The 24,769-nt window shown below is 60.8% G+C and carries 29 protein-coding genes; 18 read left to right on the forward strand and 11 right to left on the reverse strand.

All coding sequences use genetic code 11. From position 1 onward, the window contains the following. The first annotated feature begins 219 nt into the window (after positions 1–219). Both rhtA and AAEZ09_RS24755 read left to right on the forward strand, forming a co-directional pair. Positions 220–1,107 carry a threonine/homoserine exporter RhtA gene (gene rhtA, locus AAEZ09_RS24750; RefSeq protein ID WP_045058154.1) on the forward strand — a complete coding sequence of 296 codons (888 nt, stop codon included), beginning with the start codon at positions 220–222 and terminating at the stop codon, positions 1,105–1,107. 179 nt (positions 1,108–1,286) lie between these two features. Beyond that, complete coding sequence (locus tag AAEZ09_RS24755; protein WP_045058153.1) at positions 1,287–1,568, forward strand: hypothetical protein; 282 nt, start codon at positions 1,287–1,289, stop codon at positions 1,566–1,568. A gap of 7 nt (positions 1,569–1,575) precedes the next feature. Here AAEZ09_RS24755 and AAEZ09_RS24760 read toward each other — a convergent pair whose 3' ends face one another. Beyond that, on the reverse strand, positions 1,576–2,136 hold the full coding sequence (locus AAEZ09_RS24760; RefSeq protein ID WP_045058152.1) for a TetR/AcrR family transcriptional regulator: 561 nt from the start codon (positions 2,134–2,136) through the stop codon (positions 1,576–1,578). Positions 2,137–2,226: 90 nt separating this feature from the next. On the opposite strand from AAEZ09_RS24760, the gene AAEZ09_RS24765 reads away from it, so the two are divergent. Next, on the forward strand, positions 2,227–2,955 hold the full coding sequence (locus AAEZ09_RS24765) for an SDR family oxidoreductase (protein ID WP_350601161.1): 729 nt from the start codon (positions 2,227–2,229) through the stop codon (positions 2,953–2,955). A gap of 34 nt (positions 2,956–2,989) precedes the next feature. Then, positions 2,990–3,580 (forward strand): 2-hydroxychromene-2-carboxylate isomerase, encoded by a 591-nt coding sequence (locus AAEZ09_RS24770; protein ID WP_045058150.1) that lies wholly within the window; start codon positions 2,990–2,992, stop codon positions 3,578–3,580. Positions 3,581–3,617: 37 nt separating this feature from the next. Here AAEZ09_RS24770 and AAEZ09_RS24775 read toward each other — a convergent pair whose 3' ends face one another. The 4 genes from AAEZ09_RS24775 to AAEZ09_RS24790 form a co-directional block, all read right to left on the reverse strand. Next, positions 3,618–5,426 (reverse strand): aminopeptidase P family protein, encoded by a 1,809-nt coding sequence (locus AAEZ09_RS24775; RefSeq protein ID WP_350601162.1) that lies wholly within the window; start codon positions 5,424–5,426, stop codon positions 3,618–3,620. Between the two features lie 65 nt (positions 5,427–5,491). Continuing rightward, positions 5,492–6,649 carry a cysteine desulfurase family protein gene (locus AAEZ09_RS24780; RefSeq protein WP_350601164.1) on the reverse strand — a complete coding sequence of 386 codons (1,158 nt, stop codon included), beginning with the start codon at positions 6,647–6,649 and terminating at the stop codon, positions 5,492–5,494. Between the two features lie 204 nt (positions 6,650–6,853). Continuing rightward, on the reverse strand, positions 6,854–7,468 hold the full coding sequence (locus AAEZ09_RS24785) for a LysE family translocator (RefSeq protein WP_205892171.1): 615 nt from the start codon (positions 7,466–7,468) through the stop codon (positions 6,854–6,856). A 98-nt stretch (positions 7,469–7,566) separates the two neighbouring features. Next, complete coding sequence (locus AAEZ09_RS24790) at positions 7,567–7,836, reverse strand: hypothetical protein (RefSeq protein WP_205892170.1); 270 nt, start codon at positions 7,834–7,836, stop codon at positions 7,567–7,569. 412 nt (positions 7,837–8,248) lie between these two features. On the opposite strand from AAEZ09_RS24790, the gene msuE reads away from it, so the two are divergent. The 4 genes from msuE to AAEZ09_RS24810 all read left to right on the forward strand — a co-directional run bounded on the left by msuE (position 8,249) and on the right by AAEZ09_RS24810 (position 12,418). After that, entirely contained in the window at positions 8,249–8,812 is a 564-nt protein-coding gene (msuE, locus tag AAEZ09_RS24795; protein WP_205892169.1) for an FMN reductase, read from the forward strand. A 10-nt stretch (positions 8,813–8,822) separates the two neighbouring features. Then, the gene (gene ssuD / locus AAEZ09_RS24800; RefSeq protein WP_045058144.1) at positions 8,823–9,968 is read left to right on the forward strand and encodes an FMNH2-dependent alkanesulfonate monooxygenase; all 1,146 of its coding nucleotides are present in this window, start codon (positions 8,823–8,825) and stop codon (positions 9,966–9,968) included. Positions 9,969–10,102: 134 nt separating this feature from the next. Continuing rightward, positions 10,103–11,290: an acyl-CoA dehydrogenase family protein gene (locus AAEZ09_RS24805; RefSeq protein WP_045058143.1), complete on the forward strand. Its 1,188-nt coding sequence runs from the start codon at positions 10,103–10,105 to the stop codon at positions 11,288–11,290. A 24-nt stretch (positions 11,291–11,314) separates the two neighbouring features. Then, the gene (locus AAEZ09_RS24810; RefSeq protein ID WP_045058142.1) at positions 11,315–12,418 is read left to right on the forward strand and encodes a sigma-54 interaction domain-containing protein; all 1,104 of its coding nucleotides are present in this window, start codon (positions 11,315–11,317) and stop codon (positions 12,416–12,418) included. Here AAEZ09_RS24810 and AAEZ09_RS24815 read toward each other — a convergent pair. Then, positions 12,415–12,780, reverse strand: a complete 366-nt coding sequence (locus AAEZ09_RS24815) for an antibiotic biosynthesis monooxygenase (RefSeq protein ID WP_045058141.1) — start codon at positions 12,778–12,780, stop codon at positions 12,415–12,417. The two genes, AAEZ09_RS24810 and AAEZ09_RS24815, sit on opposite strands and share 4 nt — an antisense overlap. Before the next feature lie 94 nt (positions 12,781–12,874). Between AAEZ09_RS24815 and soxR the strand changes: the two genes are divergently transcribed. The 10 genes from soxR (at position 12,875) to AAEZ09_RS24865 (ending at position 20,243) form a co-directional block, all read left to right on the forward strand. After that, complete coding sequence (gene soxR / locus AAEZ09_RS24820; RefSeq protein ID WP_045058140.1) at positions 12,875–13,330, forward strand: redox-sensitive transcriptional activator SoxR; 456 nt, start codon at positions 12,875–12,877, stop codon at positions 13,328–13,330. Between the two features lie 100 nt (positions 13,331–13,430). Next, positions 13,431–13,889 (forward strand): VOC family protein, encoded by a 459-nt coding sequence (locus tag AAEZ09_RS24825; protein WP_350601166.1) that lies wholly within the window; start codon positions 13,431–13,433, stop codon positions 13,887–13,889. 215 nt (positions 13,890–14,104) lie between these two features. Further along, positions 14,105–15,298 (forward strand): PepSY-associated TM helix domain-containing protein, encoded by a 1,194-nt coding sequence (locus tag AAEZ09_RS24830; RefSeq protein WP_350601167.1) that lies wholly within the window; start codon positions 14,105–14,107, stop codon positions 15,296–15,298. Then, complete coding sequence (locus tag AAEZ09_RS24835; RefSeq protein ID WP_045058137.1) at positions 15,295–15,837, forward strand: PA2404 family protein; 543 nt, start codon at positions 15,295–15,297, stop codon at positions 15,835–15,837. Before AAEZ09_RS24830 ends, AAEZ09_RS24835 begins: the two co-directional genes overlap by 4 nt. After that, entirely contained in the window at positions 15,834–16,157 is a 324-nt protein-coding gene (locus tag AAEZ09_RS24840; RefSeq protein WP_350601169.1) for a hypothetical protein, read from the forward strand. The genes AAEZ09_RS24835 and AAEZ09_RS24840 overlap by 4 nt, the downstream gene beginning before the upstream one ends. Next, a complete protein-coding gene (locus tag AAEZ09_RS24845) occupies positions 16,154–16,726 on the forward strand; it encodes a DUF6162 family protein (protein ID WP_350601170.1) in 573 nt (190 codons plus the stop codon). Before AAEZ09_RS24840 ends, AAEZ09_RS24845 begins: the two co-directional genes overlap by 4 nt. Before the next feature lie 34 nt (positions 16,727–16,760). Further along, positions 16,761–17,684: a metal ABC transporter substrate-binding protein gene (locus AAEZ09_RS24850; protein ID WP_045058134.1), complete on the forward strand. Its 924-nt coding sequence runs from the start codon at positions 16,761–16,763 to the stop codon at positions 17,682–17,684. Beyond that, complete coding sequence (locus tag AAEZ09_RS24855) at positions 17,681–18,424, forward strand: metal ABC transporter ATP-binding protein (protein ID WP_045058133.1); 744 nt, start codon at positions 17,681–17,683, stop codon at positions 18,422–18,424. Before AAEZ09_RS24850 ends, AAEZ09_RS24855 begins: the two co-directional genes overlap by 4 nt. After that, complete coding sequence (locus tag AAEZ09_RS24860) at positions 18,424–19,323, forward strand: metal ABC transporter permease (RefSeq protein ID WP_045058132.1); 900 nt, start codon at positions 18,424–18,426, stop codon at positions 19,321–19,323. The genes AAEZ09_RS24855 and AAEZ09_RS24860 overlap by 1 nt, the downstream gene beginning before the upstream one ends. Then, positions 19,323–20,243 carry a metal ABC transporter substrate-binding protein gene (locus tag AAEZ09_RS24865; protein WP_350601172.1) on the forward strand — a complete coding sequence of 307 codons (921 nt, stop codon included), beginning with the start codon at positions 19,323–19,325 and terminating at the stop codon, positions 20,241–20,243. Before AAEZ09_RS24860 ends, AAEZ09_RS24865 begins: the two co-directional genes overlap by 1 nt. A gap of 101 nt (positions 20,244–20,344) precedes the next feature. Here the strand turns inward: AAEZ09_RS24865 and AAEZ09_RS24870 are convergent, their stop codons facing one another. From AAEZ09_RS24870 to AAEZ09_RS24890, 5 genes are all read right to left on the reverse strand, one after another. Continuing rightward, a complete protein-coding gene (locus AAEZ09_RS24870) occupies positions 20,345–20,572 on the reverse strand; it encodes an MbtH family protein (protein ID WP_350601173.1) in 228 nt (75 codons plus the stop codon). A gap of 81 nt (positions 20,573–20,653) precedes the next feature. Next, a complete protein-coding gene (locus tag AAEZ09_RS24875) occupies positions 20,654–22,066 on the reverse strand; it encodes an aspartate aminotransferase family protein (RefSeq protein ID WP_350601175.1) in 1,413 nt (470 codons plus the stop codon). Positions 22,067–22,107: 41 nt separating this feature from the next. Further along, positions 22,108–22,629, reverse strand: a complete 522-nt coding sequence (locus AAEZ09_RS24880; protein ID WP_045058128.1) for a GNAT family N-acetyltransferase — start codon at positions 22,627–22,629, stop codon at positions 22,108–22,110. 107 nt (positions 22,630–22,736) lie between these two features. Continuing rightward, positions 22,737–24,062, reverse strand: coding sequence for an ATP-binding protein (locus AAEZ09_RS24885; RefSeq protein ID WP_045058127.1), 1,326 nt, complete (start codon positions 24,060–24,062; stop codon positions 22,737–22,739). Beyond that, a complete protein-coding gene (locus tag AAEZ09_RS24890; RefSeq protein ID WP_045058126.1) occupies positions 24,059–24,739 on the reverse strand; it encodes a response regulator in 681 nt (226 codons plus the stop codon). Before AAEZ09_RS24890 ends, AAEZ09_RS24885 begins: the two co-directional genes overlap by 4 nt. Between the last annotated feature and the right edge of the window lie 30 nt (positions 24,740–24,769).

Raw genomic sequence — 24,769 nt, forward strand, 5'->3', positions numbered from 1 at the left:
AACTGCGTAACTCATTGTTTACCAAGGAGTTTTCCGTTTCGACTGCGCCGGAAGTGGGGCGAATTATAGACACCTGAAATCTGCCGTCAAGCACTGATTACGCTTTTCTATCAGAGGATCGAATTTGCTGCATAGAGATAGACGTATCACCACCGAATGCGCAGTATATTGCCCAGATATGGAATTACTCTCGCTTCCTGCCTTGGACGATGCCGCGAAATGAACAACCAGCCCCGCACTCTCTCCTCGACCCTGTTCTCGGTTGGCCTGCTATTAATAGCCATGGCATCGATCCAGTCTGGCGCATCACTGGCCAAAAGCATGTTCCCATTAATAGGCGCTCAAGGAACCACGACCCTGCGCCTGATCTTCGCCAGCGTAATCATGCTGCTGATACTGCGGCCCTGGCGCGCCAAGCTCACCGCCAAGTCCCTGCGCACTGTAATCATCTACGGCATGGCGCTGGGCGGCATGAACTTCCTCTTCTATATGTCTCTGCAAACGGTTCCCCTGGGGATCGCGGTCGCCCTGGAGTTCACCGGCCCCTTGGCCGTAGCGATCTATGCCTCGCGCCGAGCCATCGACTTTCTGTGGATTGCTTTAGCTGCGGTAGGCCTGCTCCTGCTGATTCCTACCGGCGCCACCAGTACCGGGATCGATCTCGTGGGTGCCGGTTATGCACTCGGTGCCGGCGTGTGCTGGGCGCTGTACATTCTGTTCGGGCAGAAAGCCGGCGCAGACAACGGCGTCCAGACAGCCGCCTTGGGCGTAATGATCGCAGCGCTGTTCGTCGCACCCATAGGGATCGTGCATGCAGGTGCGGCCTTGCTTACCCCCTCGCTGATTCCCGTGGCCATCGGCGTTGCCATCCTGTCCACTGCCCTGCCTTATACGCTGGAAATGGTCGCCCTCACGCGCATGCCTGCCCGCACCTTCGGTACGCTGATGAGTATCGAACCCGCTTTCGGCGCACTGTCTGGCTTACTGTTTCTGCAGGAATACCTTTCGTTGTCACAGTGGATGGCCATCATGTGCATTATCCTGGCATCCGTCGGAGCGACCCTGACCATGGGCAGCAATGCCAAGCCCGCGGTCGCGGTAGACTGATGAAGGATTTTACGAGGGTCTGGTATTTGACGACCAATTAGGCCATGTTTAACGCCCTGCCCGGCCCGACGACCCGGTGCCAGGCAGGAATGTTCAAGATCTGGATATCAAAACGCTTCAAACGAAAGCGAATGCAGTCAGACCCGGGCATCAGACCCGGGGACGCTATAGGGATAGTAATGAAACGAATTTTGATACTGATCGCGGTACTCGCAATTGCGGGTTGTGCGGCAACCTCCAAAACCCAGGTCAAGCACGGCAAGAAAGGGCTGCACATCAACTGTTCCGGTCTGTCGTCCTCTTGGGACAAGTGCTACACCAAGGCTGTCGACTCGTGTGCACCCAAAGGTTACAAGGTCATTGCCAAGTCGGGGGACTCAGTAGAAGAGCCAGGCGATTACCCGTTCGGCCTCAATCCAGCCGGCTACACCAGCCGCAGCATGATCGTCATTTGCAAGTAAGCGCACGTCAGGTTCGCGGCTCTGCTATTTGCTTGCGGATTTCGTCGTAGCTGGACTTCAGCACCGTGCGCTGGACGTCCGGTGTCGCCAACATCCGCGCCACTACCAGTGCGCCAACGCACTGCGACAGGATGGCCCAGGCGAGGCTTTCGCTGCCCAGTGTCAGCGCCCAGTTTTGTTGAAGCCGACAGATCCAGTCTTGCGCCAGCTGACGGACCGCATCGTCCGAACGGGCAATCTCGGCGCCCAGGGCGGGCAAAGCGCAACCGTTCTGCGCACTCTCGACGTGCGCCATGCTGAGGTATTGCCGCAGACAGCGATCCAGCTTCTGCAAGTCCTGATCCCCTTCCAGCCGGCACAGGCTTTGCCCCAGCTCGCGCTCCACAATCGCAGCGAACAGTTCATCCTTGGACGAGAAGTGGCTATAAAAAGCCCCTCCGCTCAAACCGATCGCCTTCATCAGGCCATCCACCCCCACGGTAGAGAACCCGGACTGCTTCGCCGATACGGCGCTGCTCTGCAAGAGCCTTTCTCTGGTTTCCAGCTTGTGGTTGGCCGAATAACGCATCGCCTTGCCCTCAGAAGTAATCACCTTGACGCTAGTCGGATCGTAGCATAACGTTCGTTTAGTTAACGATCGTTTACTAAAGGGTTTGCCATGAATAACAAGAAGGTCGTACTCGTTGTTGGCGCCGGTGATGCTACAGGTGGCGCGATTGCCAAACGCTTTGCGCAGGAAGGCTTCATCGCCTGTGTCACCCGACGCAGCGCCGATAAACTCCAGCCCCTGGTCGATGCCATCAAGGCTTCCGGTGCAGAGGCCCATGGTTTTTCCTGCGATGCGCGCAAGGAAGAGGAGGTCGTGGCGCTGATCGAGCAGATCGAAAGCCAGATCGGCCCCATCGAAGCCTTCGTTTTCAATATCGGCGCCAACGTTCCTTGCAGCATCCTTGAAGAGACCGCGCGCAAATACTTCAAGATTTGGGAGATGGCCTGTTTCTCAGGTTTTCTCAACGGGCGCGAAGTGGCCAAGCGCATGGCCCAACGGCAGCGCGGAACGATTCTGTTCACCGGCGCGACCGCCGGGCTGCGCGGTGCAGCAGGCTTTGCAGCTTTTGCCGGGGCCAAACACGGGATCCGCGCCTTGGCCCAGAGCATGGCCCGGGAACTGGGGCCGATGAATATTCACGTGGCCCACGTGGTGGTCGACGGCGCAATCGATACCGATTTCATCCGCGAAAACTTCCCCGAGAAATACGCCACCAAAGACCAGGACGGCATCCTTAACCCCGAGCACATTGCCGACAATTACTGGTACCTGCACAGTCAGCCCCGTGATGCCTGGACCTTCGAGCTCGATCTACGTCCCTGGAACGAACGCTGGTAAACCCTTCCCTACAATTAAGCAGAGCACTTCGATCATGACTAAAACCGTGGAGTTCTTTTTCGACCTCGGCAGCCCGGCCACCTACCTTGCCTCTACGCAACTGCCGCGGATATGCCAGCAGACCGACAGCCAGCTGATCTACGTTCCGATGCTGCTGGGGGGTGTATTCAAAGCGACGGGCAACGCTTCGCCGGTAACCATTGCCGCCAAGGGCCGGTACATGTTCCAGGACCTGGCTCGATATGCGAAACGCTACGGCGTGCCACTCAAGTTCAACCCGCACTTTCCCATCAATACCCTGATGTTGATGCGCGCGGTGACCGGCATGCAGCTACGCCATCCCGAGCGGTTCGAGGTATTCATCGACTGCCTGTTCCGGGCGCTGTGGGTTGAGGGTCGCAACATGGATGATCCGCAAACGGTTGCCGCAGTGCTGACGGAACACGGATTTGATCCAGCTGAAACGCTGGCACTGACCGCAGACGAGCAAGTGAAGACGGCGCTCAAGGACAACACTGAGCGAGCGGTACAACGAGGGGTGTTTGGTGCACCGAGCATGTTCGTGGGTGATCAGCTGTTCTTCGGCCAGGACCGACTGGACTTCGTGGTTGAAGCCCTGAGCTGAATACAGGCGCCGCCATCGGCGCCTGATATTGCGATAATCAGATGGCAGCTGTCCGTGTGTTCAACCACTCAAGCGCAGCGCCATCGAGCAGCGGAGCGAGGCGCTCACGCACTTGGGCGTGATAAGCGTTGAACCACTGTTTTTCGTCCTCCGTCAGCAGCGCTGGCACCAGGCAGCGGGTATCGATCGGGCACAGCGTAAGCGTTTCAAATTTGAGGAATTCACCAAACTCGCTCTTGCCCGCTTCGCGATTCAGTACCAGGTTTTCGATTCGAACACCCCAGCGGCCAGGACGGTAGGTACCCGGTTCGATGGAGGTAATCATGCCCGGCTGCATGGCGGTTTGCGGTGCGGCAGCGGCTTGGTAGGCAATCACCTGCGGACCTTCATGCACGTTCAGGAAATACCCTACGCCGTGACCCGTACCGTGGCCATAATCGACGCTTTCGGCCCAGATCGGCGCGCGTGCAATGGCGTCCAGCAGCGGTGAAAGAATACCTTTGGGAAACTGCGCCCGGGACAAGGCGATGACGCCCTTGAGCACTCGTGTGCAATCACGCTTCTGCTCCTCGGTAGGGGTACCGACTGGAACCATCCGCGTAATATCGGTGGTGCCGCCCAGGTACTGGCCACCGGAGTCGATCAACAACAGGCCATCGCCCTCTATCACCGCGTGCGCTTCTTCGGTGGCGTGGTAGTGCGGCATCGCGCCGTTGGCGTTGAAGGCGGCGATGGTGTTGAAACTCAGCGACACATAACCCGGACGACGCATGCGTGCTGCCGTCAGGTGTTCGTCGATGGTCAGTTCGGTGATGCGCTCACGACCCCATGCCGACTCCAGCCAGGCGAAGAACTCGCACAGCGCCGCACCGTCCTGCTCCATGGCCAGGCGGATATGCTCGGCGTCCGCCAGGCTTTTCTGCGATTTGGCCAGGGTGGTCGGGTTCAGACCCTCGACCAGTTTCACGCCGCTATCCAAATTGCCCAGCAGCCCGGCGGTGACCCGTGCCGGATCGATTTGCAGGCTCGCGCCGGCCGGTAACGCGCGCAAAGCGTCAGCCACTTCGCTGTAATCACGCAGCGTCACGCCGTCCTGTTCAAGGGTGGCGCGCAACTCGGCGCTGACCTTGCTCATGGCCACGAACAAGGTAGCCTGGTCCTGCCCGATCAAGGCGAAGGAAACAAACACCGGATTGAAAGACACGTCGCCGCCACGCAGGTTGAACAACCAGGCAATGTCATCGAGAGTGGCGATGAAATGCCAGTCAGCTCCACGCGCCTTCATTACCTCGCGCAGCTTGCCGAGTTTTTCGGTGCGGCTGACGGTCGCCTGGGGTGGCAGGTGCTGATAGATCGGCTCGTTGGGCAAGGTCGGGCGATCGCTCCAGACTTCGCTTAACAAGTCGATGTCCGTGCGCAAGCGAGCACCGCGCTCCTCGAGCTTGCCACCCAGGGTGCGCGCCGAGGCCACTGCCATCACCGCACCGTCAACTGCCACCACACCACCTTCGGGGGTTTGCTCAGCAAGCCAGTCCAGCGGCCCAGGCTGGCCCGGTTGCAGCTTGACCAGTTCAATGCCACTGCCCTCAAGCTCCTTGGTCGCCTGCTCCCAATAACGGCTGTCGGCCCAGACTCCAGCGAAGTCCGGTGTGACGATCAGCGTGCCGACGGAACCATGAAAGCCCGACAGCCACTGACGCCCTTGCCAGTAACCCGGCAGGTATTCCGACAAATGCGGGTCTGCTGACGGCACCAGCAGCGCATGAATGCCCTCCCGGCTCATCAGCTCGCGGGTTTGCGCCAGGCGCTGGGGCACTGACCCATTGATCGAAGGCTGCGTACTCATCATGTCTCCTGCTAATCACGTATTCATTATTGTTGAAGCGCTGAGGTGCATGGGCGCTTTAAGACCTATTGCCAGAATGCCGGAGCATTGGTGCAGGCCGCTTTTATCAGGTCTGCCGCCTGGTCAATGTCCTGCGCGGTGGTGAACCGTCCAAGACTCAAGCGGATGGTGCGACTTGCCGAGTGGGTGTCATGCCCCAGGGCGAGCAGCACGTGAGAGGGGGCGTTACTCGCGGAATTGCAGGCCGACGTCGCGGAAAACGCGATCGAATGGCTCAACGCCGCGGAATTGAATTCACCCTCGGCAAACGTCAGGCTCAGGGTGTGGGGAATGCGTTGCGACGGGCTACCGTTGAGACGAACGCCGGGAATGCTTGAAAGTTGTTCGAGCAGGCGTTCGCGCAGACCGGCAACGATGACTTTTTCATCCTCGAACAGCTGCGCCGCCAACTCGAATGCCACACCCATGGCCGCAATCTGATGGGTAGCCAACGTACCCGAGCGCAAGCCGCCCTCGTGCCCGCCACCGTGAATCTGCGCGTGCAGGCGTTGTTGCGCACGAGGACCCACGTACAACGCACCGATACCTTTAGGGCCGTAGATTTTGTGGGCGGAAAACGACATCAAGTCCACCGGCAATTGCGCCAGGTCGATGACGACCTTGCCGGCGCCCTGCGCCGCGTCGACGTGGAACAAAGCATGACGCGCACGCACGATGTCGCCGATGGCAGCGATATCGTTGACCGTACCCAGTTCGTTATTGACCAGCATCAGCGAGACCAGGAAGGTGTCCTCACGCATGGCTTCGCTGACCGCCTGCGCGGTAATCAGGCCATCGGCATCAGGCACCAGGTAAGTGACCGCGACCCCGGCATCCTGCAATTGCCTGGCCGTGTCGAGTATCGCCTTGTGCTCGATCTGACTGGTAATGAAATGGCCGCCAGCGACGCCTCGCGCCTGGGCCACGCCCTTGAGCGCGAGGTTATTCGATTCGGTGGCGCCGGAAGTCCAGACGATCTGATCGGCCTCGGCACCCACCAGATTGGCGACCTGCCGGCGGGCATGTTCTACGGCTTGCCGGGCTTGTTGCCCGAACGCATGGGAGCTGGACGCGGGGTTACCGAAGTTTCCGGTGAAACCCAGGCACTCGACCATGACCTTAATGACCCGCTCATCCACCGGAGTGGTGGCGGCGTAGTCGAAATACAACGGGCGTTTATTCATATAAGACTCGCAGAGCAGGTTCCGGGATCAGGAATCTCGTTGCTGGAACGGCAAAGCGCAGCCTCGTGAGCTGCGCCGACATCCCAGAACGTTAGAAATACCCGATCAGAGGCCGTTAAAGAAGAACAACTTCATTTAAAAGTGCGTAGGAACGCTCCTGAAGTCGAGCTTAACAGGCATCGGCCAACCGGTTGAAGCAATGCATCAGCCGATGCTCTCCCGCAGCAGCGGATAAAGCGATATCACCAGCAGTGCGGCCATGCCCCAGTTGAACACGCGCAACCAGCGGTGATCCTTCAACACATTGCGCAGCAGCGTGCCGCAGGCCGCCCAGACGCCGACGCTGGGCAGATTGATCACGGCAAAGACGGCGGCAATCACGATCACATTGGTGAAGTAGCCCTGCATCGGTGTGTAGGTACTGATGGCGCCAATGGCCATGATCCAGGCCTTGGGGTTCACCCACTGAAACGCCGCCGCACCCAGGTAGCTGATCGGCTTGCCCTTGCCGTCCTCGCTGTCTGACACCGGTCCGGAATGGGCGATCTTCCACGCCAGATACAACAGATAGGCGGCGCCTGCATAACGCAACACGGTGTAAAGCAACGGATAGGTTTGAAACACCGCGCCCAGGCCGAAACCCACCGCCACCACCAATACGAAGAAGCCGCAGGTGATGCCCAGCATATGCGGGATGGTGCGGTTAAAGCCGAAGTTCACGCCAGATGCCAGCAACATGGTGTTGTTCGGGCCAGGAGTAATCGAGGTGACCAGCGCAAACAGCGCAAAGCCCATCAGCAGATCGAGAGAGAGCGTCATCGGTTGCAGTCCGTCAGGGTCGGTCAGGTATCGACCCTATCGCAAGGGTTGCCTGAAGCCCATGGACAGTTAGGTAAAACTTCGAGCGGTACAGTCGTTCAGCTTGGGCGACCGTGCAGTTGGACAGTACGTTCGGCGTTCATTTCGCCCTGTTTGTCGAAGCTGAAGGCTTTCTGCGGCTTGCCGAGCAATTCGGCTTTTTTCGCGTGGTACTCGTCAAATGACAGGCTGCGACGATTCAGATCTTCCAGGGCCAATTGGCGGCTTTCTTGCGGAGTGTAAGGGCGTAACTCCGGGGAAACGTGGCTTGCACATCCAGCGAGTACGGAGACAGCGAGCAGTAGCAAAACGGCGATGGGAGATTTCATGGCGTGGCGTCCTGGCATCTGGGTTCGGGGCAATGAACACAGGCTACTCGCGCCCCTCGCCGGGCAGAAATCAACGCTCTCGATAGTGGGTATCAAGCTTTCAGCCTCCCTACCGCAAGCACCTAGGAGGCAAACCTCTATTATTCTATATGGATCTATAAATATCTTTTAATGTTCTTTTTAGGAATAAGAGCAAACCTTTATAACAACTCCATCGCGTCGGCATCACTGTTGCTCCTGCAACTGTTGGCCGGGCAACAGCGAATCAACAATCAGCACCCGCAAGCGACAGTGGCAAGCGCCAGGCGGGCCGCAGCCCTCATGAAACAAGGCCTCCAGGGGTTGGTATAGCTCTTGCTCAACTCAGTGACTACTCACTGCTCCCCGAGCAACTGTTTAAAAGGAACTGATCATGTCGCGCCCATTGAAAGTCGTTGCCGTCTCCGGTGGTACCTGGCGTCCATCCCGTACCCTGGTACTGACTCAATCGCTGTTGGCCGAGCTGTCCGAACACTTGGTGATCGAAAGCAAAGTGATCGAGCTGGGCGACATTGCCCGGCCCTTGGGTGCGGCGCTGTCCCGTCAGGAACTGGGGCCGCAGGTCGAAGCCGAGTTGCAGGCGATCGAGAACGCCGAGCTGTTGATCGTTGCCGCACCGGTGTTTCGCGGCTCCTATCCCGGCCTGCTCAAGCACCTGTTCGACCTGATCGACCTCAATGCGCTGATCGATACGCCGGTGCTGCTGGCTGCCACCGGCGGCAGCGAACGGCACGCCCTGGTACTCGATCATCAACTGCGCCCGCTGTTCAGTTTCTTCCAGGCCCTGACGTTGCCGATTGGCGTCTACGCCACCGAAGCCGATTTCTCAAACTACCAAATAACCAGTGAGCCCTTGAAGGCCCGCATTCGTCTTGCTGCAGAACGCGCCGCACCGCTGTTCGGCGCGCACCCCAAAAATCTGCTGAAAATCGCTTAAGGATCTCTTCATGGATGTTTTCTGGTTCCTGCCCACCCACGGCGACGGCCACTACCTGGGCACCACCCAGGGCGCTCGCCCGGTGACCCTCAACTATCTGAAGCAAGTGGCCCAGGCCGCTGACAGCCTTGGCTACCACGGCGTGCTGATTCCCACCGGGCGCTCCTGCGAAGATTCGTGGGTGATTGCCTCGGCACTGGTGCCGCTGACCGAACGTCTGCGTTACCTGGTCGCCATCCGGCCGGGCATCATCTCGCCGACCGTATCGGCACGCATGGCTGCCACCCTGGATCGCCTGTCCGGAGGGCGCCTGCTGATCAACGTGGTCACCGGTGGCGACCCGGATGAAAACCGCGGCGACGGCAGTTTCCTTGATCACAGCGAACGCTACGAGGTGACCGACGAGTTCCTGAAAATCTGGCGCCGAGTTCTGCAAGGTGAATCGGTTGATTTCGAAGGCAAACACTTGCGGGTGCAGAACGCCAAGGCGCTGTATCCACCGGTGCAGAAACCCTACCCACCGCTTTACTTCGGTGGGTCTTCGCAGGCTGCCCACGATCTCGCGGCCGAACAGGTCGACGTCTACCTGACCTGGGGCGAACCGCCCGCCGCCGTGGCGCAAAAACTCGCCGATGTGCGTGAGCGCGCTGCGTGCCAAGGGCGCACGGTCAAGTTCGGAATTCGCTTGCATGTCATCGTGCGCGAGACGGCTGAGGAGGCCTGGAAAGCCGCCGACAAATTGATCGAACACATCAGCGACGAAACCATCCAGGCGGCCCAGAAATCCTTCTCGCGCTTTGATTCGGAAGGCCAGCGACGCATGGCCGCATTGCATGACGGGCGTCGCGACAACCTGGAGATTTCACCCAACTTGTGGGCCGGTGTCGGCCTGGTACGTGGCGGTGCCGGTACTGCACTGGTGGGGGATCCGCAGCAGGTTGCCGCGCGGATCAAGGAGTACGCGGACCTGGGCATCGAGAGCTTCATTTTCTCCGGCTACCCGCACCTCGAAGAAGCCTACCGCTTTGCCGAACTGGTGTTCCCGCTGCTGCCTGAGCCCTACGCCAGCCTGGCCGGGCGTGGCGTGACCAACCTTACCGGACCGTTTGGCGAAATGATTGCCAACGATGTGCTACCCGGCAAAGCCACCGCTTAAAGGGTGCTCCCAGTGGGAGTGGGTCTGCTGGCAAGGTCGTCCGTTCAGCCGACAATCATGTTGGATGTTCCGACCTCATCGCGAGCAGGCTCGCTCCCACCGGGGATCTGCGTCGAATTTCCTGAGGAACCCCCGTGACTGCCAAGCCACAAAGCGCCTTGATATCCCCGCTGCAGACCGCCCGGCAACTGGCCGCGCAGTTTGCCCTCACCGCTGTCGAGCGCGATGAACGCGGCGGTACGCCCAAAGCCGAACGTGATGCTTTGCGTGAAAGCGGCCTGCTCGCCTTGAGCATCCCCACCGAATACGGGGGCCTGGGCGCGCGCTGGAGTGAAATCCTGGCCATCGTGCGCGAGTTCGCCAAGGTCGACAGCTCGATCGCCCATGTCTTCGGCTTCCATCACCTGATGCTCGCCACTGTGCGCCTGTTTGCCAGGCCCGAACAATGGCAACCCTGGTTTGAGCAGACCGCGCGCAAGAACTGGTTTTGGGGCAATGCCTTGAACCCCCTGGACACCCGCACCGTAGTACGCAAGCTGGATGGCTGGCGCGAGTTCTCCGGCAAGAAAAGCTTCTGTTCCGGCGCCAGCGATTCGCAAATGCTGATTGCCTCGGCGGTGGATGAAACGGCCGGTGGCAAGCTGTTGATCGCGGCGATCCCCAGCAGTCGCAGCGGCATCACCCTGCACAACGACTGGAACAACATGGGCCAGCGCCAGACCGACAGCGGCAGTGCCACCTTCGAACGGGTGCGGGTGGAGGAATCGGAACTGCTGCTCGACCCAGGCCCGTTGAGCACGCCATTCGCGTGCCTGCGCCCACTGATCGCCCAACTGACCTTTACCCACATGTTTCTCGGTATCGCCGAAGGCGCCTTCGATGAGGCACGGGCATACACCCTTACCGAAGCCCGGCCCTGGCATAAATCCAACACCCGGGAGGTCAGCCAGGACCCTTATGTGCTGGGTCATTACGGCGAATTCTGGGTGGCGCTCGAAGGCGTTCGATTGCTCGTGGAGCGCGCCGCCGACCTGCTCGACAAGGCCTGGGCAAAGGGCCCGAAACTCAGCGCCGAAGAACGCGGGCACTTGGCGATTGCCATCGCTACCGCGAAGGTTGCCGCTACCCGCAGCGGCCTGGACCTGTGCACGCACCTCTTCGAGGTGACCGGCGCGCGCTCAACCCACGCCTCGCTCAGGCTGGACCGTCACTGGCGCAACCTGCGCACGCAAACCCTGCACGATCCGGTGGATTACAAACTCCATGAGCTGGGTGACTGGGCGCTGAACCAGTGCCTGCCGATTCCGACTTTCTATTCCTAGCCTGCCATTCATGGAGCGAACCCCATGCAACTGCTGACCTTACCGCCCTCGCCCGCGTTGGCCACGTCAATCCGAGCCACCGCCCAGGTGTTCGAAGACCCGAAATCCCAAGCCCTGCTTGCGCATTTGCAGCAGGTGGCGCCGAGTGAGGCCAGCGTGCTGATCATCGGCGAAACCGGCACCGGCAAGGAGCTGGTAGCGCGACACATTCATAACCTCAGCGCGCGGCGCAATCGCCCTTTCGTCGCCGTGAACTGCGGCGCCTTCTCCGAATCCCTGGTCGAGGCGGAGCTGTTCGGGCATGAGAAAGGTGCTTTTACCGGCGCTCTCAGTGCCAAGGCCGGCTGGTTCGAAGAGGCGAATGGCGGCACCTTGTTCCTCGATGAAATCGGCGACCTGCCGATGGCGATCCAGGTCAAGTTACTGCGAGTGTTGCAGGAGCGCGAAGTCGTGCGCCTGGGCTCGCGCAAGAGCATTCCGATCGATGTACGGGTGCTCGCCGCCACCAACGTGCAGTTGGAGAAAGCCATCAACGCGGGGCACTTTCGCGAGGACCTGTATTACCGCCTCGACGTGGTCAGCCTGGAACTGAGCCCGCTGCGCGATCGACCCGGCGACATCCTGCCGCTGACCCGGCACTTCGTTGATGCCTACAGCCAGCGCCTGGGCTACGGCACTATCACGATCAGCAAAGAGGCTGAACTGAAACTGCGCAGCTACAGTTGGCCAGGCAATATTCGTGAACTGGAAAACGTCATTCACCACACCTTGCTGATCTGCCGCAACGGCGTCATCGAACGCGATGACCTGCGCCTGTCGAACATGCGCATCGAACGTCAGGACGACCAGGGCGGCAGCTTCCACGACTCCCCGGAAGCCCTGCTCGAGCGGGCATTTGAAAAACTCTTCGAGGAACAGGCCGGAGCGCTGCATGAAAAGGTCGAGGATGCATTGCTGCGCGCAGCCTATCGCTTCAGTCATTACAACCAGGTGCACACCGCCGCACTGCTGGGGCTGAGCCGCAATGTGACGCGCACCCGACTGATCAAGATCGGTGAACTGGCGGTGAACAAACGCCGGCCTGCGGAAAACCTCCAGGGTGAGCGCTTGATGCAGCTGTCTATCTAGCCCACCAGATGGCAGTGCAGCGCGTTGTCATGGCTACGTTCCAGGCTGTGCAACACCTGGAACGAGCCGAAGGTTACGGTCTTCGCCTGATGGGCACGAATCAATTGCCAGAAATCCTGCTCGCCACTTTCAAACTGCTGGAACGCCGCTTCCCCTGCTTCGCGCGTCTGCCATTGCAGATAGTTGAGCACCCGCCGGCCATCGTCGCTGGCCTGGATACTGGCACTGAGGAAACCCGCGTGGTCCTGAGCCAGGCGTTCGGTTTGCATCGATAGCGCCGACACCAGTGCCGGTTGCTGATGAGGTTCGATCTCGAACTCGATCAGTTGGGTAAAGCTGCGATTTTTCTCTGGCGCCTGCATGAAAAAGTCCCCGTCTGTGTATGCCGGACATTGCGATCCGAAGGCTTGCAGGGTAAAACCTCTAGTTAAGTCAAGGTCAAGAGGGATTTTTCAAATGATGACCCCGGAACCCCTGCAGCGGGAGCTCACGGTCGGCCAGGTTGCCGCCCGCAGCGGCGTGGCAGTCACCGCGCTGCATTTCTATGAAACCAAGGGCCTGATCAAGAGCAATCGCAACCAGGGCAACCAGCGCCGCTATCCGCGGGAAGTGTTGCGCCGGGTGGCGTTGATCAAGGTGGCACAACGCCTGGGCATTCCGTTGGCAGAGATTGGTAAGGCGCTGCAATCGCTGCCCGATAACCGCGCACCGACCGCCGCCGACTGGAGGGTGTTGTCGGCGCAGTGGAGCCGGGATCTGGATGAGCGGATCAACCAGCTGACGTTGCTGCGCGACCGGTTGAATGGATGTATTGGTTGCGGATGCCTGTCGATGGAGGCCTGTCCGTTGCGCAATTTTGGTGATGTTTTGGGGGACCGTGGGCCTGGGGCGCATTTGCTGGAGGAGGACTGAGTGCTGGCGAAGGGTAAAGCAGGTCAAAAGATCGCAGCCTTCGGCAGCTCCTACTATATTTGTGGGGCATTCTCATTGCATAAAACCTGGGAGGACCGCCATGAGCGTCAAACCCATTCCAGAGTGCTATCACAGCATTACGCCGTATCTGGGTATTCAAAAAGCTGCCGAAGCCATCGAGTTCTACAAAAAAGCCTTCGGTGCCGTCGAAGTGATGCGCCTGGCGATGCCCGATGGTGGAATCGGTCACGCCGAATTGCGCATAGGCGATTGCCCGATCATGTTGGGCACCCCCTGTGATCAAGGGCCATTGAGCAATCCTGATGAGTCCCCTTGCGTGGGATTGCATCTGTACGTCAATGATGTGGATGCCTCGTATAAACAGGCGATTGCTGCTGGTGGCATTGTCGTGTCCGAGGTCAAGGATCAGTTCTATGGTGATCGGTCCGGCACGCTCAAAGACCCCTACGGACACATGTGGTTTCTGGCCACGCGCAAGGAAGATCTGACCCAGGAGCAAATCGAGCAGCGCGCGCAGGAAATGTTCCAGCAGGGCTGACTTCCCGCTCCGCCTCCACCGTTACCTCGACGCTGCAGGCGGATTAACGACGCTCGAAACATTTTCTTGCATATGCGGATTCGGGATTCTTGATTCTCATTCGTCTTATATAGATGCAGTCTGCTCGCGTAGGCAAAAGCCACGAGCGACTTTTCATCGACCCAACGCTGGGAAGCCTGCAGCCAAGGTCCTCTCATCGCTATAAGACTTACATCATGTCGAAGAAATCCCGTTCCAAAATCTGGTTTCTGGTGCACAGCTGGCTGGCGCTGCCGATCTGGTTTTTTGTACTGATCGTCTGCGTGACCGGCACACTTGCCGTGGTCAGCCAGGAGATCGTCTGGCTGGCCAATCCGCAAATGCGCGCCAGCCAGCCTTCCGATGATGCCCCGATGCTCAACTACGACCAGATCGTCGCCGCGATCAAAAAGGCCGAGCCGAACACCCTGGTCGAAAGCATCAGCCGTCCCGATGAGTCGCACTTTGCCCTCGACGTCGAGGTCAGCTACCCGGACGGGCGTTCGGTGACGGTCTACGTCAACCCTTATACCGGGGTGATACAGGGCACGGCACCGCAATTCAATTTCCAGGCCTTCACCCGCGCACTGCATGGCTGGTGGCTGGTGCCGTTCACCAACGGTTACAGCTGGGGCTGGTACCTGGTGTCGTTCCTGAGTCTGCCGATGCTGGCGTCCCTGGTCACCGGGCTGGTGGTGTACAAGAAATTCTGGAAAGGCTTCCTCAAGCCGACCCTGCGCATTCGTCACGGTGCACGAATCTTCTGGGGCGACTTTCACCGTCTCAGCGGCATCTGGTCGATCTGGTTTATCGCGGTAATTTCCGTGACCAGCACCTGGTTCCTGATCGAGGCATTCATGTTCGATAACCAGGTGACGATTTCCACTGCCCCGGTGGCCCTGGTAGTGCCTCGAGAGAGCGTGCCGGTGAGTACCGATGGTTCGCCTGCGCCGATGATCAGCCTGCAGAATGCGATTACCGAGGCCAAGGAGCGTATTCCCGGGCTGGAGGACAGCTTTGTCAGCATGCCCGCCAATGCCTACAGCTACCTGACGGTAGGCGGACGCAGCTGGTACCCGCTGATGTTCCAGACCGCCGATATCAATCCCTACACCGGTGAAATCGCCTCCACTCGCCTGCTCTCGGATCGCTCCGGGCTGGAGCTGGTAACCGAATCCATGCGTCCCCTGCACACCGGCGACTTTGGCGGCCTGTGGATCAAGCTGATCTGGTTCTTCTTCGGCTTGCTGCTGAGCATGATGGTCCTCAGTGGCCTGCTGATCTGGACCAAACGCACCGTCCTGGCCACGGCCAACGCCCTGAAGCGGGAAAACAAACGTGCCCGAGTGCCAACTGCCCCTCGCCACGAAACCACGGAGGTGAGCCAATGAGCCTGCTCGTTGCGGATAAACCTTCTTCGAAACTGAGCCGTTTCTGGCACAAGTGGCGCTTCCACATCAATGTCCTGCTGTTGCTGGTACCGCTGGGTTTCATGCCCAAGTACTTCGCCGATGCCGCGCTGTTCCGGGGTGATACCGGTTTGGGTGAACGCGAAGCCGGAGAAGTGCAGGTCGGCCCCTGGAGCCTGCGCCTGGCTGAACTGCGCAACGAAGCGCCGCGACTGGATGGGCCCGCCGGCTACATGAAGAGCTTCAACGCCGCGCTATGCGACAGCTGCCGCGACCAGGTCAAGGCCACCTACCTGCGCATCGGCAAGCCCCGCAGCCTGCGCGCCGCCGGGGTGATTTTCTTTGGCACGCCTTACCGCATGGGCGCCATGTTGCCAATCCCGGAAAAGACCAAGGCCGATGCCGAACTGTGGATCACCATGGAGGGCTGGGACGGTGCCATGCACCAAGCTTCCATGCCCCTGAGCCAGGCATCCCCCGCCACCATCGAGTGGCTGAACAAACAAGGAGGCAAACCATGACTTTGCGTCATCTGCTTAACCTGGTGCTGGTGCTCTGCGCCGGATTCAGCACCAGCGCCCTGGCCCATAACCCGATGTGCGAATGCAAGGCCGTCGACGCCGAACAGATCGAATGTACCGGAGGCTTTTCCGATGGCAGCGGTGCCCCGGGTGTGACCCTGGATGTGATCGGCTACGACGAAACCATTCTGGTGCCCGGCAAGCTCGGCGCCGACTCGAAGATGACTTTCAAGAAACCCGCCGCCGAGTTCTATGTGCTGTTCGATGCGGGCCCGGGCCATGTGGTGGAAATAGACCAGGCGGACATCCAGACCCCATGAGCACTCCCACAAACCAGATAGTCCGCCCGGCCGGAGCCGGCCACGAAACGCTGTACGTATTGCTCTTGTGCCTGATGATCCTGGCCGTGGCCGCCTCGGTCGTGGCCTGGCGCCATGAGGCCCAGGAGGTCAGCACCGTAGCCAGTCATCAACTGGATGCGCGCCGCGACCTGAGCGCTTCCGAACAGGGCATCTACGCCGACCTGCGGGTCACGCTCGACGAGATCCACTTGTTGCGCCAGGAGCAGCAGGCATTGCCAACGCCGGCGCTGCTGGCTGACGAAGGCTTCGCGCCATTTGCCCAGGACGCCAGCTCGGTCAGTCGTGGCAGCCATGCCTGGGAGTTGCTGCAGGACCAGGCTTATTTCGGCCAGAGCCAGTCTCCCGACGTGGCCGGCTCTTTCCTGATGCGCCTCACCGCGGGTGACGATGAGCCGGACATCTGGCTGCATCGCGGCAAAGCCCTCAAGGCGCCAGCCGATCTTGCCGACTCCGCGCTCGAAAGCGCCGGCTGGCAGCAGATCGTCGCGCAATTCGATGCCGGCGTCACTCGCCAGCAGCGGCACTGACCCCTCGCCTTTACCCGAGAGAAACCGCTTTCCCATGCCTATTTCATCTCAACGTTTCATGCCCGCCCTGCTGGCTGGCCTGCTTGCCTGCCTGCTGGTCCCCCTGGCCAGTGCTGAGGAGGCCAAGCGCCTGCGCATCGGTATCACCCTGCATCCGTACTACAGCTACGTGGCAAATATCGTCGGCGACAAGGCCGAAGTGGTGCCTTTGATTCCCGCCGGTTTCAACCCGCATGCCTACGAGCCACGCGCCGAAGACATCAGGCGCATCAGCGGACTGGACGTGGTTGTGCTCAACGGGGTTGGGCATGACGATTTCGCCGACCGCATGATCGCCGCCAGCGAAACGCCGAACGTGGCGGTGATCGAAGCCAACCAAAACGTGCCGCTGCTGGCCGCTACCGGCGTGGCTGCCCGTGGGGCCGGCAAGGTCGTCAACCCGCATACCTTCCTGTCGGTCAGCGCCTCGATTGCCCAGGTCAACAACATTGCCCGGGAGCTGGGAAAACTTGATCCGGCGAACGCCAAGACCTACACCCGGAACGCCCGAGCCTACGGCAAACGGCTGCGGCAGATGCGCGCCGACGCCCTGGCGAAACTCACCGAAGCGCCCAATGCAGAGCTGCGCGTAGCCACCGTGCATGCCGCCTACGACTACCTGCTGCGCGAGTTCGGCCTGGAAGTGACGGCCGTGGTCGAGCCTGCCCACGGTATCGAGCCCAGCCCGAGCCAGTTGAAAAAGACCATCGACCAGTTGCGAGAGCTGGACGTGAAAGTGATTTTCTCCGAGATGGACTTCCCTTCGAGCTATGTCGACACCATCCAGCGTGAATCCGGGGTGAAACTGTACCCGCTGTCGCACATTTCCTATGGCGAATACACGGCTGACAAGTATGAGAAGGAAATGACCGGCAACCTCAACACCGTGGTCCGGGCTATTCAGGAGTCGGGCGCATGACTGTCCAGGAGACCCTGATTGTCCAAAGCACCGGCCCGACCCTGGATTTCGCCGACGTCGGCCTGACCCTCGGCCGCACCACGATCCTTGACCAGGTGACCTTCCAGGTACAGCCCGGCAGCATCCATGCACTGGTCGGACCCAACGGTGGCGGCAAGAGCTCGCTGATCAAGACCCTGCTCGGGCAAATGCCCCACCAGGGCCGCCTGAGCCTGCAATGGCCAGGCACCCCGGGGACGATCGGCTACGTGCCGCAAGCGCTGGAGTTTGATCGCGGACTGCCGATGACCGTCGACGACTTCATGGCCGCGATGTGCCAGCGTCGACCGGCATTTCTGGGGGTGAGCAAGCATTACGCGGCAGCCATCGGTGATGCCCTGGAACGGGTCGGCATGCAGGACAAACGCAAACGACGCATGGGCGCTTTGTCCGGTGGCGAACGTCAGCGAGTATTACTGGCCCAGGGGCTGATACCGGCGCCGCAGTTGCTGGTACTCGATGAACCCATGTCGGCTCTCGATGAAGCCGGCATCCAGGTTTTCGAGCGACTTCTCGGGGACTGGCGCCAAAGCGGCATCACGGTGCTGTGGATCGAACATGACCTGGAAGCCGTAGGTCGTCTGGCGGACCGGGTCACCGGGCTCAACCGCCGGGTGCTGTTCGATGCAACGCCCAAGCAGGCACTGACACCGGAACGCCTGCTGACGCTGTTTTCCACCCATCCACGGAGCGCCGCCTGATGAGTTATGAAGCCTTTCGCCTGATGATTCAGGGCTGGGCGTCTTCGGGTTACCTGCCTGAAGCGCTGGCGTACGGTTTCGTGGTCAATGCGTTGTTGGCCGGCCTGCTGATCGGACCGGTGCTGGGTGGCCTGGGCACCCTGGTGGTGGTCAAGCGCTTTGCGTTTTTCTCCGAAGCAGTCGGCCACGCGGCACTGACCGGCGTGGCCGTCGGCATTCTGCTGGGGGAACCTTACACCGGGCCTTATGGCAGCCTGTTCGGCTACTGCCTGCTGTTCGGCATCCTGCTCAACTATTTGCGCAACCGCACCGGGCTGTCACCGGATACGCTGATCGGCGTGTTCCTCTCCGTTTCGTTAGCCCTGGGTGCCAGCCTGCTATTGATTCTCGCCGGGAAGATCAACGTGCACATCCTTGAAAACGTGCTGTTCGGTTCGGTCCTGACGGTCAACGGGAATGACCTGCTGGTGTTGGCCATCGTGGGTTCACTGGTCATGGCACTGGCCTTGCCGCTGTACAACCGCATCATGCTCGCCAGCTTCAATCCGCAGCTGGCGGCGGTGCGCGGGGTGGCGGTGAAGACCCTCGATTACCTGTTCGTGATTCTGGTAACCCTGATCACCGTCGCCGCAGTGAAAGTGATCGGCGCCATTCTGGTCGGGGCCCTGCTGGTCATTCCGGCGGCGGCTGCACGATTGCTCAGCCAGTCGCTCAAGGGCTTTTTCTGGTGCTCGGTGCTGATCGCCACGATCAGTACCCTGTGCGGCATTCTCGCCCCGATCGTTTTTGATCTGCCAATTCCATCCGGTGCCGCGATCATTCTGGTGGCCGGCATCGCCTTCGCCCTGGCGGCCGTTGCCCGTGGCGTCGTTCCTGGCCTGAAAGGGAATATCGGATAATGTCTTTTAAGTTGCGTCAACTAACCCTGGCGGTCGCCTTGTGCACCTTGGCCCACACGGCCTTCGCGGCCGACAGCACAAAACCCCTACGCGTCCTGGCCTCGCTGCCGATCACCTATGGCTTGGGCGAAGTCCTGCTCAAGGGCACCAACGTCCAGCTCGAACGTGCCGCGCCGGCGAACCTGCCCGGCAGCCGGCAGACCGCCTACTTCACCGGCCGAGGTGCACCGGTCCTGGCCAAGCTGGCGACCGATGCCGATGCCGTGATCGGCCTGCGTTCGTTGTGGGCCGACGACCCGCTCTATCCCATGTCCCGACGCAGCAACATCCGGGTCGTCGAAGTCGATGCTGCCCGCCCGGTGGACGGCGCCCTGCCCGGCATCGCCGTACAGCCGGACAACAAGGTCGACGGCCTCAACAGCCAGCCATGGTTGTCCAGCAACAACATGGGACGCATGGCGGATGTGATGGCGGCAGATCTGGTGCGCCTGGCACCCGCAGCCAAGCCGGTCATCGAGGGCAACCTGGCGACGCTCAAACAGCGCCTGCTGAAGTTCAGTGCCGACAGCGAAGCGCGCCTGGCCCGCGCCGACAACCTCAGCGTAATGAGCCTCAGCGATCATTTCGGTTACCTGATTGGTGGTCTCAACCTGGAACTGATCGGCCTCGACGCCCGCCCGGATGCCGAATGGACCCCGGAGGCACTCAAGCAACTGGGGGCGACGCTCAAGGATAATGATGTGGCCGTGGTGTTACATCACCGCCAGCCGTCGGATGCACTCAAAGCGGTGATTACCGAGGCGGGGAGTCGCCTGGTGGTACTCAATATCGATGGGGTGGATCCGGTGGCTGAGCTGGAAGGGAATGTGGATTCGGTGATCAAGGGGTTGAGTGACCCAGCCGCACCCTCCCCCCTGTAGGCGCTGTCGAGTGCAACGAGGCTGCGATCTTTTCTGCAGCCCAGGCACCAAAAAGCCCGCTGACTGTCACCAGTCCAGCGGGCTTTTTTTGACAGGCAGGCTCAGTGCACCGAAGCCGCCTGCTCTTCCATCTTCTTGCGCAGGCTCAGTGGGCGCATATCCGTCCAGGTTTCCTCGATGTAGGCCAGACACTCCTTTTTCAGGCCGCTCTTGCCCACGGTGCGCCAGCCTTGCGGCACGGCCTTGTAGTCGGGCCAGATCGAATACTGCTCTTCGTGGTTGACCACGACTTGAAATAGGATGTCCTCGCGGTCGAATACTGACGTCATTAGTGTTTCTCCATCGATGTAGGGTGGGCTGCACGCACGTGCATCCGGTCTGTAGAAGGTACGTTCGGGACGCGGAAAAATTTAGAGACTGGCGGTGGCAGCGGCCATGGCCCGACCAAAGATTTCGGCCACCTGATCGATTTCGCCGCAGGTAATCACCAGCGGTGGCAGGAAACGCACCACGCCGCCATGCCGCCCGCCCAGCTCGAGGATCAAACCTCGCTTGAGGCACTCACGCTGCACCAGCGGAGCCAGGCGGGCAAAGATCGGCGGGTGACCTTGGGCATCCGGCACACCGGAAGGGTCGACCAGCTCTACGCCGAGCATCAGACCTCGACCGCGTATGTCACCCAACTGCGGAAAATCCCGCTGCAGGATGCGCAGGTGTTCGCCCAGGCGCTCTCCCATGGCGGTCGCATGCTCGCAGACCCTGTGCTCGGTCAGGTAGCGCATCACGGCGGAACCGGCGGCCATCGCCATCTGGTTACCGCGGAAGGTCCCGGCATGGGCTCCCGGAAGCCAGGTATCGAGCCAGTCCCGATAGACCACCACCGCCAACGGCAGGCTGCCGCCAATGGCCTTGGACATCACCACCACGTCCGGAATGATCCCGGCGTGTTCAAAGGCGAACATCCTGCCGGTGCGTCCAAACCCGCTCTGGATTTCGTCGACTATCAGCGCCACCCCGGCCTTTTCGGTAATACGGCGCAAGCCACGCAACCAGTCGAGGTCAGCCGGAATAACCCCGCCCTCGCCCTGCACCGCTTCGACTATCACCGCCGCAGGCAACTGCACGCCGGCTTCCGGGTCACTCAGCAGATTTTCCAGGTAGCTCAGGTTGACCTTGACCCCTTGTGCGCCGCCGAGCCCGAACGGGCAACGGTAGTCGTAGGGATAGGGCATGAATTGCACTCCGCTGCCGAGTAAGGCAGCCATGGGTTTTTTCGGCGCCAGGCTGCCCATCAGGCTGAGCGCGCCCTGACTCATGCCGTGGTAGCCGCCTTGAAAGGACAACACGGTGCTGCGACCGGTGGCGGTGCGCACCAGCTTCAACGCCGCCTCCACGGCGTCGGTGCCGGTGGGTCCGCAGAACTGGATTTTCGCTTCGCCAGCCAACCCCTGTGGCAGCAGGGCGAACAGGTCCTGGACGAATTGATCTTTGACCGGAGTCGTCAGGTCAAGGGTGTGCAACGGCAATTCATCGGCCAGCACCTGCCGGATCGCCTCAATCACTACTGCGTGGTTGTGCCCCAACGCCAGCGTGCCTGCGCCGGCGAGGCAGTCGATGAAACGGCGGCCTTCAACGTCCTCGACATAGATACCCTTGGCCCGCTTGAGCGCCAGGGGGATGCGCCGTGGATAGCTGCGGGCGTTAGACTCCTGCCGGGTCTGTCGCGCCAGCAACGGCGACTCGTTGAACTGATAAAGCGTTTCGGCCGGCGCCGGAGCGACCCGCGCCGACTGATCTTGCACAAGGCTGGTAGCGACTGACATCTCTCGACCCCTCAAAAAGGTTTTCCTGTTGTGGAAACGCTTCAGGCGGCTGAGGATTTAGACCCTTGGTCAGCTTTTGCAGCAGGCAACAACAGCCCTTTGCGCATGGGAATGGCCTGCAGACCGGCAACCTTGAAGGTCGGGGCGCAGGGCTGGTATCCCAGATGCCGGTAGAACCCCTCGCCAGTGAGCGTACTGTTGAGTTGCACGTGGCACAGGCCATGACTGATCAACCAGCTTTCCAGGTCAGCCACCAGCGCCTGGCCCGCGCCGCGCCGAAACCATTCCGGTTGCACGTAGCAAAACGCCAACTTGCCGCTGATCGCAGCCATGGCGGCCCCCACTGGCTTGTCCTGTAGCAAGGCGATGTTGAGGTAAAACCGCGGGTCAGTCAGCCAGGCCATGACATGCCTGACGGTTTTGCTGTGGGTCCAGGTGGCAACGGTGTGTGGATCGTTGCGGTGATCAATGGCGCAGCCAACGCGGATCGAACGTTCGACTATCCGGCAGATGATGCCGGCATCGGCGGGGGTTGCCTTGCAGACATGCAGGGATGTTTCCATGGCGCCAGTACCTCAATCCATTGAGTCAAAACCGGCGAGGACGATAGCGCTAAGGGGGCGGGATGCCTATCGGATAGACGTTACTTTTGATGTGTAACCACGCCTTCTCAGACCGGCTGCAACGGCATCGTCAGTTCAACCCGCAAGCCATCCGGCTTGCTGTCGAACTTCAGCGTGCAACCGCAGCGCTGGACAATTGCCTGGACAATCGCCAACCCCAGGCCACAGCCGGTGCTTTGGCCATTGCGCCAGAAGCGCTGGGTAAGATGTTGCAAATCATCCTCGGCGATACCAGGGCCATGATCGCGAACCACGAACTGCACGCGGTTTTCGACAGTTTCCACGCTCAAGTCCACCGGACCATCACCAGGGGTATGGCGCAGTGCGTTGTCCAGCAGGTTACGCAGTGCGGCAATCGACAGCACCGCCGGCATTTGCACCGGCGCCGCTGAAAGCCTTGCGGGCGCCTTGAAGCGGATGCGCTGGCGATCGCCACTGCCGGCGTCCTGGATCGCCAGCCTGGCCACCTGCTCGGCATTGCATTGCACACCGTCATCGAACGACAGACTGCCTTCGACCCGCGCCAGCAACAGCAATTGTTCGAGGGTGCGGTGCAGACGGTCAGCCCCCTCCTCCGCCCGGGCGAGGGACTGGTCCCGAGCGGCGCCCTCGGTCATGCGCGCGACCTGCAGGTGGGTCTTGATCGCCGTGAGCGGGCTACGCAATTCGTGGGCCGCGTCGCCAGTCAGGCGCCGCTCGCGCTCGATGGTCTTGCCGATCCGTTGCAGCAACTGATTCTGGGTGTCGAGCAACGGCTGCAATTCGCTGGGCAGCGGCTGGATCTGCAACGGTTCCAGGGAGTCGGCGCTACGCCGCATCAGGGCATCACGCATGCGATTGAGCGGCGCCAGGCCCTGGCCGATCCCCAACCACAGCAGGCACAGGCAACCGAGCAACGCCACGCCGACCGGCACCGATGCCGCCAGCAGGATCGACATGTTCAAGGCTTCGCGCTCGATCTGCCGGTCGGCGGTGGTGATGCGCAGATCTCCCCGGACCAGGGTAAAACTGCGCCAGGGCGCGCCATCGATCATCTGGTCATGAAAACCCAGTTGCTCGGCTTCCAGGGTCTGTTGCGGATCGGTGTGACTGCGAGCCAGGATCTCGCCGCGCAGTGAACTGACCTGGCAGGCCATGCCGCCCGGGATGTTCAGTTGCTCGGCACTGAAATGGGTGCCCTCGCCCTTGCTCGGAAGCGCCGGCAGTTGCTCCATCAGCCCGGCGACCATGCGCGCCGACGCCACCAGGCGCTGGTCGAGGGAAAACATCATCTGGTTGCGCAGGTCGCTGAGCATCCAGGCGGCCGCCAGCGCCCAGATCAGCGCGAACGCGGCGCCCAGGGTCAGGCTCAGGCGCAGGCGCAGGCTCATCACTTCGAACGATCTCCACTGCCTGCCGGCCCCAGCCGATAACCCAGGCCGCGTACGGTCTCGACGATGCCGTTACCGAGTTTGCGCCGCAGGTGATGGATGTGCACGTTCAGGGCGTTGCTTTCCAGCTCATCGTTGAACCCATAGACACTGTCTTTGAGCTGTTCCGTGGACAGGACCCGGCCACGGTTGTGCAACAGCGCCTGCAACAGCGATTGCTCACGCCGTGACAAGTCGACCGGCTGGCCGCCCAGGGTGGTTTCGCGGCTACTCGGATCGTAGGTCAGCGCGCCATGCTCGATCAGGTTGACGCTGCGCCCCGCCACTCGCCGCAACAAGGTGTGCAGGCGCGCGGCCAGCTCACGCAGGTCGAACGGTTTGAGCAGGTAATCGTCGGCGCCCGCTTGCAGCCCATCGACCCGGTCCGTGACCGAATCCCGGGCGGTGAGGATCAGCACCGGAATCTCCAGGCCACTGTGACGCAACTGCTGCAACAGCTTCAGGCCGTCCTCATCGGGCAGGCCAAGGTCGAGCACCATGACGTCGAACTCGGCAACCTTGAGCATCGCCCGGGCAGCCGATGCGGTAGCCACGTGCTCCACGGTCAGGCCCTGGGCGGTGAGGCCGGCGACTATGCCGCTGGCGATCAGCTCATCGTCTTCGCAAACCAGTACGTGCATAGTGAGTACCTGAAAAGAAACCAATTAGGC

It is taken from the genome of Pseudomonas sp. 65/3-MNA-CIBAN-0223, from assembly GCF_040310425.1.
Classification (GTDB): Bacteria; Pseudomonadota; Gammaproteobacteria; order Pseudomonadales; family Pseudomonadaceae; genus Aquipseudomonas; species Aquipseudomonas gregormendelii.

What these genes read in the sequence shown, in the direction of transcription:
- rhtA (WP_045058154.1), top strand. Translation starts at nt 220, where the DNA reads ATGAACAACCAGCCCCGCACTCTCTCCTCGACCCTGTTCTCGGTTGGC.
- AAEZ09_RS24755 (WP_045058153.1), top strand. Translation starts at nt 1,287, where the DNA reads ATGAAACGAATTTTGATACTGATCGCGGTACTCGCAATTGCGGGTTGT.
- AAEZ09_RS24760 (WP_045058152.1), bottom strand. Translation starts at nt 2,136, where the DNA reads ATGCGTTATTCGGCCAACCACAAGCTGGAAACCAGAGAAAGGCTCTTG.
- AAEZ09_RS24765 (WP_350601161.1), top strand. Translation starts at nt 2,227, where the DNA reads ATGAATAACAAGAAGGTCGTACTCGTTGTTGGCGCCGGTGATGCTACA.
- AAEZ09_RS24770 (WP_045058150.1), top strand. Translation starts at nt 2,990, where the DNA reads ATGACTAAAACCGTGGAGTTCTTTTTCGACCTCGGCAGCCCGGCCACC.
- AAEZ09_RS24775 (WP_350601162.1), bottom strand. Translation starts at nt 5,426, where the DNA reads ATGAGTACGCAGCCTTCGATCAATGGGTCAGTGCCCCAGCGCCTGGCG.
- AAEZ09_RS24780 (WP_350601164.1), bottom strand. Translation starts at nt 6,649, where the DNA reads ATGAATAAACGCCCGTTGTATTTCGACTACGCCGCCACCACTCCGGTG.
- AAEZ09_RS24785 (WP_205892171.1), bottom strand. Translation starts at nt 7,468, where the DNA reads ATGACGCTCTCTCTCGATCTGCTGATGGGCTTTGCGCTGTTTGCGCTG.
- AAEZ09_RS24790 (WP_205892170.1), bottom strand. Translation starts at nt 7,836, where the DNA reads ATGAAATCTCCCATCGCCGTTTTGCTACTGCTCGCTGTCTCCGTACTC.
- msuE (WP_205892169.1), top strand. Translation starts at nt 8,249, where the DNA reads ATGTCGCGCCCATTGAAAGTCGTTGCCGTCTCCGGTGGTACCTGGCGT.
- ssuD (WP_045058144.1), top strand. Translation starts at nt 8,823, where the DNA reads ATGGATGTTTTCTGGTTCCTGCCCACCCACGGCGACGGCCACTACCTG.
- AAEZ09_RS24810 (WP_045058142.1), top strand. Translation starts at nt 11,315, where the DNA reads ATGCAACTGCTGACCTTACCGCCCTCGCCCGCGTTGGCCACGTCAATC.
- AAEZ09_RS24815 (WP_045058141.1), bottom strand. Translation starts at nt 12,780, where the DNA reads ATGCAGGCGCCAGAGAAAAATCGCAGCTTTACCCAACTGATCGAGTTC.
- soxR (WP_045058140.1), top strand. Translation starts at nt 12,875, where the DNA reads ATGATGACCCCGGAACCCCTGCAGCGGGAGCTCACGGTCGGCCAGGTT.
- AAEZ09_RS24825 (WP_350601166.1), top strand. Translation starts at nt 13,431, where the DNA reads ATGAGCGTCAAACCCATTCCAGAGTGCTATCACAGCATTACGCCGTAT.
- AAEZ09_RS24830 (WP_350601167.1), top strand. Translation starts at nt 14,105, where the DNA reads ATGTCGAAGAAATCCCGTTCCAAAATCTGGTTTCTGGTGCACAGCTGG.
- AAEZ09_RS24835 (WP_045058137.1), top strand. Translation starts at nt 15,295, where the DNA reads ATGAGCCTGCTCGTTGCGGATAAACCTTCTTCGAAACTGAGCCGTTTC.
- AAEZ09_RS24840 (WP_350601169.1), top strand. Translation starts at nt 15,834, where the DNA reads ATGACTTTGCGTCATCTGCTTAACCTGGTGCTGGTGCTCTGCGCCGGA.
- AAEZ09_RS24845 (WP_350601170.1), top strand. Translation starts at nt 16,154, where the DNA reads ATGAGCACTCCCACAAACCAGATAGTCCGCCCGGCCGGAGCCGGCCAC.
- AAEZ09_RS24850 (WP_045058134.1), top strand. Translation starts at nt 16,761, where the DNA reads ATGCCTATTTCATCTCAACGTTTCATGCCCGCCCTGCTGGCTGGCCTG.
- AAEZ09_RS24855 (WP_045058133.1), top strand. Translation starts at nt 17,681, where the DNA reads ATGACTGTCCAGGAGACCCTGATTGTCCAAAGCACCGGCCCGACCCTG.
- AAEZ09_RS24860 (WP_045058132.1), top strand. Translation starts at nt 18,424, where the DNA reads ATGAGTTATGAAGCCTTTCGCCTGATGATTCAGGGCTGGGCGTCTTCG.
- AAEZ09_RS24865 (WP_350601172.1), top strand. Translation starts at nt 19,323, where the DNA reads ATGTCTTTTAAGTTGCGTCAACTAACCCTGGCGGTCGCCTTGTGCACC.
- AAEZ09_RS24870 (WP_350601173.1), bottom strand. Translation starts at nt 20,572, where the DNA reads ATGACGTCAGTATTCGACCGCGAGGACATCCTATTTCAAGTCGTGGTC.
- AAEZ09_RS24875 (WP_350601175.1), bottom strand. Translation starts at nt 22,066, where the DNA reads ATGTCAGTCGCTACCAGCCTTGTGCAAGATCAGTCGGCGCGGGTCGCT.
- AAEZ09_RS24880 (WP_045058128.1), bottom strand. Translation starts at nt 22,629, where the DNA reads ATGGAAACATCCCTGCATGTCTGCAAGGCAACCCCCGCCGATGCCGGC.
- AAEZ09_RS24890 (WP_045058126.1), bottom strand. Translation starts at nt 24,739, where the DNA reads ATGCACGTACTGGTTTGCGAAGACGATGAGCTGATCGCCAGCGGCATA.